This is a genomic window from Dactylosporangium siamense (genome assembly GCF_016862795.1).
Classification (GTDB): domain Bacteria; phylum Actinomycetota; class Actinomycetes; order Mycobacteriales; family Micromonosporaceae; genus Dactylosporangium; species Dactylosporangium siamense.
Genome location: NZ_BONQ01000056.1, coordinates 1 through 12,850 on the forward strand (window position 1 = coordinate 1; position 12,850 = coordinate 12,850).

Sequence of the window (12,850 nt, forward strand, 5' to 3'; positions counted from 1 at the left end):
TGACAGCCAGCCGGCCGGCACCGTTGTTCTCAACGGTGCCGGCCGGCTGCCGATCTCGTCGTTGTGGACCGTGACACCGTCCCGCTCAGCCGCATCCTGGTGCTCCTCGACCCCGACCTGATCGAGTCGGCGGCCGTCGTGCTGCTGGGGGCCCTTGAGGTGGCGACCGCGGTCCCCGGCGTCGAGCTGGCCCTGGTCGTCCAGGGCGTCCCCGAGGTCACGCCGGCGATCGGGGATGCGATCGCCGGCGTGCTGGCGGAGCTGGCCGGGCGCCGGCCGCTTCCGGATGTCGTGGTCTACGGCGAGCCCGAGGGAGTCGCGCTGCCAGCGGCGGTCCGGGTCGCGCTCAGCCACGACCAGGCCGAGAACGCCCGCTCGGTGCTGACCCTCGCCCTGGCATACGGACCCGCCCCGCTGTGAAACCCCGCAGCTCAGGCGTCGGCGAGCTCGATCGAGTCCGACACCCGCGGCGCGAGGATGCGCATCTCCTCCAGCACCGGCGCGCTCTGCTCGTCGGGGACCGCCGACAGCGCCTCGCCCAGCAGCGGCAGCGCGGCCTCGTCGTGGAACATCTCCAGGGCGATCGCCGCCGCCAGGGTGCGCTCCCGCGGGGTGCGCCGCGAGTCCTCGGACAGCGCCAGCAGCGTGCAGCGCTCGGCGAACCCGTGCTGGCGCAGCCGGGCGGACCATTCCATGGCACGGATGAGCGGGACCAGCCGGCCGACCCGGGCGGCGACGGTCAGCACGGTCGGCTCCCCGGGGTACCGCCGCCACAACGCTTCGAGGAGCTCGTCGGCGGCCTCCGGTGGCGCCTCGGCGATGCCGAACAGCAGCCCGCGCAGCCCTTCCCGGGGCAGCAGCTCGGCGACCTCGGCCAGGCTGCCGTCGGCGGCGCCGAGGACCTGCGCCATCCGGGACACCGGCACCGGGACCCGCCCCTCGCGCAGCGACGTGCGCAGCTGCACCGCAGCCTCCTGATGCCGGTCCAGCCGGCTCAGCGCGTCGATGTGCAGCCCGGCGAAGCGGCCCCTGCCGACCCCGTACAGCAGGTCGTTCATGCCCGACTCCGGCAGGCGGGCGACGATCTCCAGGGCGCGCTCGTAGTCGCCCTCGGCGAAGCGGAGCTTGACCTCGTGCTCGTCGACCGTGAACGCGGTGCTGGCGACCCGGCGCAGCTCCTCGATGGTCTCGTTGGCCTCGGCGAGGCGGTTCAGGGCGAGGTACGCGTCCGCGAGGATCTTGAGGAACAGCACCTGGTGGCTGTTCTCCTTCGCCTGGGTGAGGCCGCGCCGGGAGGTTTCGATCGCCTCCTCGAGGTGGCCGGAGCCGATCTGGGCGCGGGCGAGATTGCCGACGGCGGTGATGCCGCTGACGTCCTCGGCGGCGAGGATGGCCAGGCGCAGGTTGCGTTCGGTCTTGCCCTTCACCGTGCGGCGCAGCGACGTGTAGCCGGTGTGGTCGATGACGAGCTCGGGCAGCTGCGGGCCGATCATGGCCTGGCCGGTGATCCGGTCGACGACCTGCTCGTGCAGCCGGCCGTACAGCCGCACCGGGGCCCGGCGGAACAGCCGCGGGTAGTAGATCGTGCTCGCGCCGGCGCCGCCCTCGTGCCCCTCCTGGTTGTCGATGGTGGCGAAGAAGGCCCTGGCGTCGCTTGCCGCGATGCTCGCCCGCACGACCCGAGGGTCGCCGGCGAAGATCTCGTCCGCGTCGATCCAGAGGGCCCAGCGGCCGCGGCAGTGCTCCAGCGAGCGGTTGCGGGCGTCGCCGAAGTGCTCGTTCCAGAACCCCTCGATCACCCGCGCGCCGTGGGCCCGGGCGACCGCGACGGTGTCGTCGGTCGATCCGGTGTCGTACACCACGATCTCGTCGACCAGGTCGCGCAGCGCGTCGAGGGAGCGGCCGAGGACGTCCGCCTCGTCCTTGACGATCAGCGACGCGCTGAGCAGCGGTGCGTCCGGCGGGTCCAGGAAGTCGGCGCGCAGGCCGCACGACGGTGACGCCACGTGCGCCACCAGCGCGGCGTGCGCGACGGTGATCCGGCCCTGCGCGGCGAGCCCGTCCCAGGGCAGGTCCGCGGTCGGGCCGCCGGCGATGGCGAGGGCGTCCCGGCGGATCGCCACGCACACCGGCCCGAGCCGGTCCACGTCGCTGAACTCGCCGCGGTGATCCTGCCGCCACTGCCGCGCGTAGGTCTTGAACGCCGCCGCGCTGGTCATCGCGTGGTCCGGGAGGTGGGCCTGCTGCGGGCCGTAGGTGTGCTGGCAGCTGGGACCGGTCGCGACCACGGACGGGTCGTGGAACGGCTCCAGGACGGGGTCGAGCCAGTGCGCGGACACGATCACGTCGCCGTCGATCAGCACGACGATCGGGTGGCGGGTGGCGTCGAGGCCGGCGGCCCAGCGGTCGGCGACACCCGATCCCGCGGTCGGCTCGATCACCTTCAGCCACGCCTCGCCGCGCAGCTCGGCGTGCAGTTCGGGGCGGCCCGGGGGGAGGACGCACACCACCTCGTCGCGCAGGCCGAGGGTGGACCGCAGCGACTGCAGGCAGGCGTGGAAGTCATCGGGGGTGCCCCCGGCGGCGACGATCACGGACACCGGGATGTGGGTCATGCCGACACCATCGGCATTTTCAGGCGCGACAGGAGTGCTTTTCAGGTGCGGTTGTCAGCTGCGGTTGTCAGCTGCGGTTGTCTAGGAACACGGGCACGGAGTCGACCGCCTCGCGGTGCAGCCGGCCGACCAGCCGCGCCTGCTGGCGGTTGCCGGCCATCGCGATGGTCAGCTCCCGCGACAGGTCCAGTTGCCGCTGGACGAGCCGGCGGGCCCGGTCCGCGAGCGCGAGCGGCAGCGGCCCGAGACCGTCCGGCGGCGTGAACGTCACCGGTGTCACGGGCGCGGTCTCCAGCACGTCGCGGTGCCGCAGCAGCTGCTCGACCTCGTCCGCCTCCAGTTCCATCGCCTCCAGCGCGGCGACCCACGCGGTGTCCCACCCGTCGGGCGGGGACGTCACGGCCCGGCCCCGATCACCTGCGCCGCCGCCTCCCGCCACGCGTCGCGCAACTGCTCGGCGAAGCTCTGCACCGACTCGACCCTGCTCCGGTCGCCGGTCACGTTGGCCTGCACGAGTTCGGTGATCAGGAAGCTGTACAGCGAGGCCAGGCCGGGTCCACCGCTCCACGCGGTGGTGTCCAGCGTCGCCCGGAGCTCCATGATGATCTCCTGAGCGTGCTGCATCCGCCCTGATGCCGTCTGCCGGTCGCCCTGCTCGAGCGACTGACCCGCGATCATCAGGTCCAGCACGAGCCGGTCGTACAGCATCACCAGCAGCCGGGACGGGGGAGCGGTCGCGACGCTGTCACTGACGTAGCGGTTGCGCAGCGCTTGTGTGGTCATACGTTCTCCAGGGCCTGAGGGGGTTTCGGCCTAGCCGAGTGAGGCGAGTTGTCCTGACAACCAGCTGCCCTGGTTCTTCAGCTTGCCCAGCGCGGTCTCCATCGCGCCGAACTGTTTCTGCAGCGTCGCCTGGCGGGCCTGCAGCCGGACGTCCCAGTCGTCGACGCGGTGGTTGAGGTCCGTGATGGCGTCGTTGCCGCTGGTGATCAGGCGGGACAGCGTGCCGGTGTTGGTCTGCGTCGACTTGTCCGCCACGGCGGCCATCCTGTCGGCGAGGCCGGTCTTCAGGGTGACGTCGGTCTGCGCGGTGTCGGCGAAGAGCGCCTGCGTCTTCTCCGGGTCGGCGTTGAGGGCCGCGATGAACTTCGCCTTGTCGAACGTCAGCGTGCCGCTGCGGGTCAGCTCGATGCCGATCTCCTTGAAGCTGCCGCCGGCGGAGGTGCCGCCGGAGACGGTGTTCAGCACGCTGCTGGAGACGCTCGACATGATGCTGTTGCCGGCGAGCGGGCCACCGGCGACCGCGCCGCTCTTGTTCTTGGTCTGGGTGCCGATCTCCGACAGGGCCGTGTTCGCCGCGTCCACCATCGCCTGGACCTTGGCGGCGATGCCCTCGGTGTCACTGGCGACGGTGACCGTCACCGGCGGGTCGGTCTCCAGCTGCTTCTTCGTCGCGGTCACGGTCAGGCCGCCCATGAGGTCCTTGAACGTGTTCGTGGACGACGTCACGAGCAGCGGGGTCGCGGAGTCGCCGACGGCGAGCTCGGCGTCGGCGCCCTCGGAGACGGGGGTGACGTTGCCCAGGGCGGTGAACGGCGAGGTGTTGCCGTTCGGGAACTCGAACTTCGACAGTGCGCCGGTCGTGGTCGACGTGAGCTGCATCGTGTACTTGCCGGGGGAGACCTGGAAGGCGGTGGCCTTCACCCCGAGGTCGGGGGTCTTGTTGATCGCGTCGACGACGCCCTTGAGCGAAGGGTCGGCGACGTTGACCGTCTTGGGAACGCCGTTGACGTCGATCACGAACGACGGGTCGCTCATGATGGTGTCGGTGGTCGCGTCGACCGGGGTGCCGAAGACGACGGAGTGGGACGCGGCCAGCTTGTTCACCCGGAAGGTCAGCGAGCCGCTCTGCGTGGCGCTCGACGCGGTGGTCGTGGCGGTGGCGGCGTCCGAGCTGGACGTGGCGACGCCGCCCTTCCAGGCGGTCGGGTCGGTGAGGACCTTGGCGGCGTCCAGCAGCCCCTTCATCTTGGCGTTGATGCCCTGATAGGCGGTGACGACCTTCTGCTGCGTGGTGATCTTGGTCTTGAGGGCGTTCTGTGGCGCCGCCTCGACCTGCATCAACCCGCTGATGACCGAGGAGGTGCTCATCCCTGAGATGAGGCCGTCGACGCTACCCATGCTGGAACCTCCGTGAGACAAAGCGCGCGGGGAGGAAACCTGGGTCCCCTCCCCGCCCTACGAGCGTTGTCAGCGCAGCAGTGACAACACGTTCTGCGGCGCCTGGTTGGCCTGGGCCAGCATGCTGGTGCCGGCCTGGGTCAGGATCTGTGATCTGGTGAAGGAGACCATCTCCTGGGCCATGTCCGTGTCCCTGATCCGGGACTCGGACGCGGACAGGTTCTCCACTGCGACATTGAGGTTGTTGATGGTGTGCTCGAACCGGTTCTGGTACGCACCGAGCGTGGCCCGGGCGGTCGAGACCCCCTTGATCGCCGAGTCGATCGAGGTGATCGCGGCGGACGCGCCGGTCACCAGGTCGAGCCCGGCGACGCCGAGGCCGGTCGAGTCGAAACCGGTCACGCCGGTCACGCCGCCGAAGGCCGCGGTGCCGAGGCTGACCGTGATCTGGTCGGCGGACGCGGTGTTCGCGCCGACCTGGAACGTGCCGGTGTAGGACGTCGAAGGGTCGAGCAGGAGCTGCCCGCCGAACGCCGTCGTGGTGGCGATGCGGTCCAGCTCCTGGTTCAGCTGCACGAACTCGGTCTGCGCGGCGGTCCGTGCGTCCGAGTCCTGCGAACCCGTCGAGGCCGCCTGCACGGACAGGTCACGCATGCGCTGCAGGATGGAGTGCGTCTCGGTGAGCGCGCCTTCAGCGGTCTGCACGACCGAGATGCCGTCCTGCGCGTTGCGCACCGCGACCTTCAGGCCACCGATCTGCGAGCGCAGGCCCTCACTGATCGACAGGCCGGCCGCGTCGTCCGCGGCCCGGTTGATCCGGAAACCCGACGACAGTTTCTCCAGCGACTTGCTCATCTGGTTGTCCGTCACGGACAGGTTCCGGTAGGAGTTCTGAGCGGCGATGTTGTTGTTGATCCGTAGACCCATGTCAGTTCCTCCTTGAGCTCGGTCCGGCCGTCCGTGGCCTGTTCACGGAGCAGATCGGCCGAGCTCGCGGGGAGTTGAGAAAGAACCGGTCGGCAACTGGCAGGGCACGGCGCCCTGGGTGGGTGCCGTGCCCTGTCAAGCCCTCGTCAGGTCATCAACTCCAGCTCCTTAGCGCAGCAGCGAGAGGACGTTCTGCGGCGCCTGGTTGGCCTGGGACAGCATGCTGGTGCCGGCCTGGGTCAGGATCTGTGAGCGGGTGAACGACACCATCTCGGAGGCCATGTCCGTGTCCCGGATGCGCGACTCCGAGGCGGACAGGTTCTCCACGGCGGTGTTCAGGTTGTTGATGGTGTGCTCGAACCGGTTCTGGTATGCACCGAGCGTGGCCCGAGCAGTCGAGACACCCTTGATCGCTGTGTCGATCGCGTCGATGGCCGCAGACGCGCCGCCCACGAGGTCAAGCGCGTTGACGCCGAGGCCGGTCGAGTCGAAGCCGGTGACCGCGACGCCACCGAAGGCGGCGGTGCCGAGGTTGACCGCGATCTGGTCAGCGGACGCGGTGTTCGCGCCGACCTGGAACGTGCCGGTGTAGGAGGCGGCCGGGTCGAGCAACTTCTGCCCGCCGAACGCCGTGGTGGTGGCGATCCGGTCCAGCTCAGCGTTCAGCTGAGTGAACTCGGTCTGCGCCGCCGTGCGCGCATCGGTGTCCTGCGAACCCGTCGACGAAGCCTGAACGGAGAGGTCACGCATACGCTGCAGGATGGAGTGCGTCTCGGTGAGAGCACCTTCAGCGGTCTGCACGACCGAGATGCCGTCCTGGGCGTTGCGCACCGCGACCTTCAGGCCGCCGATCTGGGACCGAAGACCCTCGCTGATCGAGAGGCCTGCCGCGTCGTCGGCGGCCCGGTTGATCCGGAAACCCGACGACAGCTTCTCCAGCGACTTGCTCATCTGGCCGTCCGTGACCGACAGGTTACGGTAGGCGTTCTGAGCAGCGATGTTGTTGTTGATGCGAAGACCCATGAAGTTCCTCCTTGAATCGGGTCCGAATCCGGGCCATCCGTGGCCTGGACGTACTTCTCATCGGCGCTTCGCCTTGCTGCATAAGGGTTCTGCGCAAAATTCCGGGAGAAGATCGGCCGGCGGAAACAGCGACGGCGCCTCCGTGGGTGGAGGCGCCGCTGCTGCGTCATCACTGTGTCATCTGAGGAGGGTGGTGCGTGTCGGTGCGGTGCGGGCTAGCGCAGCAGGGACAGGACGTTCTGCGGCGCCTGGTTGGCCTGGGCCAGCATGCTGGTGCCGGCCTGGGTCAGGATCTGCGAGCGGGTGAAGGAGACCATCTCCTGGGCCATGTCCGTGTCCCTGATCCGGGACTCGGACGCGGACAGGTTCTCCACCGCGGTGTTGATGTTGTTGATCGTGTGCTCGAAGCGGTTCTGGTACGCACCGAGCGTGGCCCGAGCGGTCGAGACGCCCTTGATCGCGGTGTCGATCGCGGTGATGGCCGCCGAGGCGCCGGTCACCAGGCTGAGCGAGTTGACGCCGAGGCCGGTGGAGTCGAACCCGGTCACGCCGGTCACGCTGCCGAAGGCGGCGGTGCCGAGGTTGACCGCGATCTGGTCGGCCGTCGCGGTGTTGGCGCCGACCTGGAAGGTGCCGGTGTACGAACCCGCCGGGTCGAGCAGCTTCTGCCCGCCGAAGCTGGTCGTGGTGGCGATCCGGTCCAGTTCCGCGTTCAGCTGGGTGAACTCGGTCTGGGCCGCGGTCCGCGCGTCGGTGTCCTGCGAACCGGTCGACGACGCCTGCACGGACAGGTCACGCATGCGCTGCAGGATGGAGTGCGTCTCGGTGAGCGCGCCTTCAGCGGTCTGCACGACCGAGATGCCGTCCTGCGCGTTGCGCACCGCGACCTTCAGGCCACCGATCTGGGACCGGAGACCCTCGCTGATCGACAGGCCGGCCGCGTCGTCCGCCGCCCGGTTGATCCGGAAACCCGACGACAACTTCTCCAGCGACTTGCTCATCTGGCTGTCGGTCACGGACAGGTTCCGGTAGGCGTTCTGGGCGGCGATGTTGTTGTTGATACGAAGACCCATGGTGATTCCTCCTTGATTCGGGTCGTGCTAAGCGGCCCGTCCTTGGCCCGCTCGCTCAAGACATCGGCGTCCCGGCCCGAGGGATGAGGAATCTGCTGGAGAAATTTTCCGCAACGCAACTACTACGCGAAGAGACCCGGTTCCGTGGGAACCGGGTCTCTGGTCAGGCGTGGAACGGGATGCCCAGCGGCGTGGTGTGCGCCAGCCTGGTGGTCAGGTTGCCCTGATCCGCGATCTGGTTGTAGTACGCCTCGCGCCGGCGGGCGATGCAGCCGCCGGCTCGCTCCTGCGCGGCCATCAGCTGCGGGTCGAGGTGGTTGTTGAGCCCGTCGCGCAGCAGCACGAGGGCCTCGGAGCGCAGCTGGCTGATCCGGCTCTCCGTCACGCCCAGCTCCCGGGCGATGTCGTTCATCGGGCGTTCGTCGAAGAAGTACGCCGTGATGACCTGTCGCAGCCGCTCCGGCAGTGCGCCGATCGCGTGGTGCAGGTAGCCGATCTTCTCGCGGTGCAGGATCAGGTCCTCCGGGCCCGGGGTGCGCTCGGGGACGAGGTCCTCGGCGGTGCCGGCGGTGAACCCCTGCAGCGACAGCACGACCGCGCGCTGCACGTCCTCGCCGATCGCCTTGAGCTCCTCGGGTGCCACGCCGAGCGCCGCGGCCAGCTCCGCCTGGGTCGGGGTGCGGCCGAGGGTGGCGGTGAGCTCCTGCTGGGTGGTTTCGACCTTGCGGGCGCGGGTGCGGACGGATCGGCTGGCCCAGTCCAGGCCGCGCAGCTCGTCGAGGAGGGCGCCGCGGATGCGGGTGGTGGCGAAGCTGCCGAAGGGGATGCCGCGGCTGGGGTCGAAGCCCTTCGCGGCGTGTGCGAGCGCCGCCATGCCGGCCGAGACGAGGTCCTCACGGGACACGTGCGACGGCAGGCGGTTGAGCATCTCGCGGACGAGATGCCCGACGAGCGGCAGGTGCGCGCGGACGAGGTCCTCGCGCTCGCGGGCGGTGGTGCTGTGGAGCGTGTGGGTGGCGGTGGTGGTCACGGCAACCTCTTCGTGGCAGGAGTGGGTCTTCGTGGGCCGGAGAACTCCCGGCAAGATCCAGCCTCTGTCACTTTGGGTACACAACTGGTCGCGCTTGGTTGCTAACTGGTTGTTGTCCTCAAGCCGCGTCGGGCAGCCCGATCACCGGCCCGGTGGTCGGCATCCCGAGCGCCGTGGTGTGCGCCAGCCGCGCGCTGAGGTCGCCCTGGCGCGCGATCTGGCTGTAGTACGCCTCGCGCCGGCGGGCCACGCAGCCGTTGCCCCGTTCCTGCGCGGCCACCATCAGCTGCGGGTCGAGGTGGTTGTTGAGCCCGTCGCGCAGCAGCACGAGGGCCTCGGAGCGCAGCTGGCTGATCCGCGACTCGGTGACGCCCAGCTCGGCGGCGATGTCGGTCATCGGCCGCTCCTGGAAGAAGTACGCGGTGACGACGTGCCGCAGCCGCTCCGGCAGCGCGCCGATCGCGTGGTGCAGGTAGCCGATCTTCTCGCGGTGCAGGATCAGGTCCTCCGGGCCCGGGGTGCGCTCGGGGACGAGGTCCTCGGCGGTGCCGGCGGTGAACCCCTGCAGCGACAGCACGACCGCGCGCTGCACGTCCTCGCCGATCGCCTTGAGCTCCTCGGGTGCCACGCCGAGCGCCGCGGCCAGCTCCGCCTGGGTCGGGGTGCGGCCGAGGGTGGCGGTGAGCTCCTGCTGGGTGGTTTCGACCTTGCGGGCGCGGGTGCGGACGGATCGGCTGGCCCAGTCCAGGCCGCGCAGCTCGTCGAGGAGGGCGCCGCGGATGCGGGTGGTGGCGAAGCTGCCGAAGGGGATGCCGCGGCTGGGGTCGAAGCCCTTCGCGGCGTGTGCGAGCGCCGCCATGCCGGCCGAGACGAGGTCCTCGCGGGACACGTGCGCGGGCAGCCGGCCGAGCATCTCGCGCACCAGGTGCCCCACCAGGGGCAGGTGGCTGCGCACGGCGGCGTCGAGCTCGGCGGCGCTGAACGAGGTCTGGGCTTCGGTGCTGACGGTCACGGCAACCTCTTCGTGGCAGGAGTTGGTCGAGAACCAGGCTCGGTGGCCACGGGTGCAGGTCGCGGTGACGCAAAGTTGCGGGGAGGTTGTACTCAACCCTCGTATCGACCTGCCGACCTATGTGGGTGAAGCGATCGATGACGTGGTGAAGGGCGGCACACGCATGGGGCTGGCGGACCTCGCGAGCATCCTGTGGCGCGAGCGGGAGATGCTGGAGCTGCTGCTGTTCAAGCTCGAGGAGGAGCAGCTCGTCCTCGCGGGCGGACGCACCCGCTGGCTCGCGCACGCCACCCGTGAGGTCGAGGTCGTCCTGGAGGAGATCCGGCGCACGGAGGTCGTCCGCGCGGCGGAGGTCGAGGCGATCGGCGCCTCCCTCGGGCTCGGCCCGAACCCGAGCCTCACCCAGCTCGCCGAGGCCTCCCCGGCGCCGTGGTCAGACCTGCTCAACCAGCACCGGATGGCGTTCCTGACGCTGACCGCCGAGGTCAGCGCGCTCGCCGAGGCCAACCGCGACATCCTCACCACCGGCGCGCGGGCCGCCCGCGAGACGATGCTGGCCGTCGCCGGATCCGTCGAGACCTACGGGCGGCGGGGGCAGACCGTCGGTTCGACCCCCCGCAACCGGCTGATTGACGAGGCGATGTAGATGAGCACCTTCTCCGGCCTGAACAGCGCGCTGTCCGCCCTTTACGCGCAGCGCCGGGCGCTGGACATCACCGGCCAGAACGTCGCCAACGTCAACACCGAGGGCTACTCGCGGCAGCGGGTGGAGCTCTCCCCGGTCGAGAACGTGACCGAACCGGCCCGTTACTCGCTGTCCACCGGTGTCGGCGACGGCGTCAGGATCACCGGCGTCACCCGGCTGCACAACGAGTTCATGACCAACCGCACCCGGTCCGAGCACGGACTCAACGAGTACCTGCAGGCGCACAAGACCGTCTACGCCAACATCGAGCAGGCGCTCGGCGAGCCCAGCGACAGCGGCCTGCAGGCGCAGCTGTCGGAGTACTGGTCCGCCTGGTCCGACGTGGCCAACCGCCCCGGCGACACATCCGCCCGCACCGCGCTGCTCTCCCGCGCCAACACGGTCGCCGGCACGATGCGCACCACCCGCGCCAACCTCGGCGAGCTCTACACCGCCACCCGTGAACAGCTCGGCGCGGACGTCAACGTGGTCAACCAGACCACTGCGGGCATCGCCGACCTCAACGCCCGGATCTCCCTGGCCGGAGTCGCGGGCATGCCGACCAACGAGCTGTCCGACAAGCGCGACCAGCTGGTGCTGCGGTTGTCGGAGCTGACCGGCGCGACCGCCCGGACCAGACCGGACGGCAGCACCGACGTCCTGCTCGCCGGCGCCGTGATCGTGCAGGGTGACACGGTGCGCCAGTTGGAGGCGGTCGGCTCGCCCACCGTCGACGGGCGGGCCGCCGCACCACCACAGGTGCAGTTCGTCGGCGGCGCCGTCGCCTCCATCACCAACGGCAAGATCGCCTCGCGGCTGGAGGCGCTCACCAAGACCATCCCGGACGCGGTGCAGGGCCTCGACAACGTCGCCGGCCTGCTCGTCTCGGCCGTCAACGCGCAGCACGCCCAGGGCTTCGACATCACCGTGGTGCCGCCGAGCACGGTCCCCACCCCGGTGCAGGGCGGCGCCTTCTTCTCGGGCACGGACGCCCGGACCATCGGCGTGGCGATCAGTGACCCGAGCAAGGTCGCCGCTTCCAGCACGGCCGTCAACCCGTTCCAGGGCGACAACGCGATCGCGATGGCGGACCTGGCGAAGGAACCGAACGGCGCCGACGTCAGGTACCGCAACTTCGTGGTGGACACCGGCATCGCGGCGCAGACGATCAACCGGCGCGCCGACGCGCAGCAGGTCATCTCCGACGACGTGACCTCGGCGGAGCAGGCCGAGTCCGGCGTCAGCCTGGATGAGGAGATGACCAACATGCTGCAGTTCCAGCGGGCGTACGAGGCGGCGGCGAAGGTCATCTCGGTGGTCGACACCACGTTGGACACGCTGATCAACATGAAACGGTAGAGGGGGAACGGATGCCCGGCTTCCGCGTCACGGAACGGTCCATGGCCAGCAACACGCTGGCGAACCTGCAGGTCAACCTCTCACGCAACCAGCAGCTGCAGGAGCAGCTCTCCAGCGGCAAGCTCATCACCAAGGCGTCGGACTCGCCCGGCGGCGCGGTGATCGCGATGCAGCACCGGGCGGACATGGAGACGCTCAACCAGTACTCCCGCAACGCCGACGACGGCATCGGCTGGCTGAACATGGCCGACACCGCGCTGCAGAGCGCGTCAACGCAGATGAACAAGGCCCGCGAGCTGGTGCTCTCCGGGCTGTCGAGCGGCGCGGCCGGCAGCGCGGAGGCGCGGGAGGCGATCGCCCTGGAGGTCGAGAACCTGCGCGACTCGATGATCAACCTGTCGAACACCACGTTCCTCGACCGGCCGGTCTTCGGTGGCAGCACCCCCGGCGCCATCGCCTACGACAAGAACGGCGACTTCCAGGGCGATGACGGGAAGATCAACCGGACGATCAGCGGCAACGCCACCGTCCGGGTCGACACCAGCGGCGACGATGTCTTCGGCGCCGGCAACGGCAACGTCTTCAAGCTGCTCGGCCAGATCGCCGACGACCTGCGCAACAACCCCGCGGGGCTGCAGACCGACCTGGCCGGGGTCGACACGGCGCAGAAACGCATCCAGGCGGGCCTGTCCGGGGTAGGGTCCAGATCGAATCAGCTGTCCGAAATGCAACAAACAGCCCAGAACAGGGTGCTCGATCTGCGGGCGCAGCTCTCCGACGTCGAAGACATCGACCTGCCCAAGACGATCACCGAACTCGCTCTGCAGCAGACCGCCTACCAGGCCGCGCTCGCCGCCACCGCGAAGGTGATCCAGCCGTCGCTGGTCGACTTCCTGCGGTAGGCCGCGCCGCAAGCACACACGTGAGGAATCCATGAGCGTCGCG

At 69.8% G+C, this 12,850-nt stretch carries 13 protein-coding genes; 4 read left to right on the top strand and 9 right to left on the bottom strand.

The genetic code is table 11. The features are described from left to right. The first annotated feature begins 63 nt into the window (after window positions 1–63). Window positions 64–420 (top strand): hypothetical protein, encoded by a 357-nt coding sequence (locus tag Dsi01nite_RS19050; protein ID WP_203847539.1) that lies wholly within the window; start codon window positions 64–66, stop codon window positions 418–420. An 11-nt stretch (window positions 421–431) separates the two neighbouring features. Here the strand turns inward: Dsi01nite_RS19050 and Dsi01nite_RS19055 are convergent, their stop codons facing one another. The 9 genes from Dsi01nite_RS19055 to Dsi01nite_RS19095 all read right to left on the bottom strand — a co-directional run bounded on the left by Dsi01nite_RS19055 (window position 432) and on the right by Dsi01nite_RS19095 (window position 9,861). Then, the gene (locus Dsi01nite_RS19055; RefSeq protein WP_203847540.1) at window positions 432–2,615 is read right to left on the bottom strand and encodes a glycosyltransferase; all 2,184 of its coding nucleotides are present in this window, start codon (window positions 2,613–2,615) and stop codon (window positions 432–434) included. 67 nt (window positions 2,616–2,682) lie between these two features. After that, window positions 2,683–3,015 carry a hypothetical protein gene (locus Dsi01nite_RS19060; RefSeq protein WP_203847541.1) on the bottom strand — a complete coding sequence of 111 codons (333 nt, stop codon included), beginning with the start codon at window positions 3,013–3,015 and terminating at the stop codon, window positions 2,683–2,685. Then, a complete protein-coding gene (fliS, locus tag Dsi01nite_RS19065; protein WP_203847542.1) occupies window positions 3,012–3,398 on the bottom strand; it encodes a flagellar export chaperone FliS in 387 nt (128 codons plus the stop codon). Before fliS ends, Dsi01nite_RS19060 begins: the two co-directional genes overlap by 4 nt. A 30-nt stretch (window positions 3,399–3,428) precedes the next feature. Next, window positions 3,429–4,796 carry a flagellar filament capping protein FliD gene (fliD, locus tag Dsi01nite_RS19070; protein ID WP_203847543.1) on the bottom strand — a complete coding sequence of 456 codons (1,368 nt, stop codon included), beginning with the start codon at window positions 4,794–4,796 and terminating at the stop codon, window positions 3,429–3,431. 69 nt (window positions 4,797–4,865) lie between these two features. Further along, window positions 4,866–5,723, bottom strand: coding sequence for a flagellin N-terminal helical domain-containing protein (locus Dsi01nite_RS19075; RefSeq protein ID WP_203847544.1), 858 nt, complete (start codon window positions 5,721–5,723; stop codon window positions 4,866–4,868). A 168-nt stretch (window positions 5,724–5,891) separates the two neighbouring features. Continuing rightward, window positions 5,892–6,746 (bottom strand): flagellin N-terminal helical domain-containing protein, encoded by an 855-nt coding sequence (locus tag Dsi01nite_RS19080; protein ID WP_203847545.1) that lies wholly within the window; start codon window positions 6,744–6,746, stop codon window positions 5,892–5,894. A gap of 215 nt (window positions 6,747–6,961) precedes the next feature. Continuing rightward, entirely contained in the window at window positions 6,962–7,819 is an 858-nt protein-coding gene (locus tag Dsi01nite_RS19085) for a flagellin N-terminal helical domain-containing protein (protein ID WP_203847546.1), read from the bottom strand. Between the two features lie 163 nt (window positions 7,820–7,982). Further along, the gene (locus tag Dsi01nite_RS19090) at window positions 7,983–8,849 is read right to left on the bottom strand and encodes a sigma-70 family RNA polymerase sigma factor (RefSeq protein WP_203847547.1); all 867 of its coding nucleotides are present in this window, start codon (window positions 8,847–8,849) and stop codon (window positions 7,983–7,985) included. 118 nt (window positions 8,850–8,967) lie between these two features. After that, a complete protein-coding gene (locus tag Dsi01nite_RS19095; protein ID WP_203847548.1) occupies window positions 8,968–9,861 on the bottom strand; it encodes a sigma-70 family RNA polymerase sigma factor in 894 nt (297 codons plus the stop codon). Between the two features lie 145 nt (window positions 9,862–10,006). Here Dsi01nite_RS19095 and flgN point away from each other — a divergent pair, with 145 nt between their 5' ends. From flgN to flgL, 3 genes are read left to right on the top strand one after another with little or no spacing between them, the layout of a single operon-like run. After that, window positions 10,007–10,507 carry a flagellar export chaperone FlgN gene (flgN, locus tag Dsi01nite_RS19100; protein ID WP_239135996.1) on the top strand — a complete coding sequence of 167 codons (501 nt, stop codon included), beginning with the start codon at window positions 10,007–10,009 and terminating at the stop codon, window positions 10,505–10,507. Next, window positions 10,508–11,905, top strand: a complete 1,398-nt coding sequence (gene flgK / locus Dsi01nite_RS19105) for a flagellar hook-associated protein FlgK (RefSeq protein ID WP_203847549.1) — start codon at window positions 10,508–10,510, stop codon at window positions 11,903–11,905. Between the two features lie 11 nt (window positions 11,906–11,916). Next, window positions 11,917–12,807 carry a flagellar hook-associated protein FlgL gene (flgL, locus tag Dsi01nite_RS19110; RefSeq protein WP_275423394.1) on the top strand — a complete coding sequence of 297 codons (891 nt, stop codon included), beginning with the start codon at window positions 11,917–11,919 and terminating at the stop codon, window positions 12,805–12,807. Window positions 12,808–12,850 lie beyond the last annotated feature (43 nt).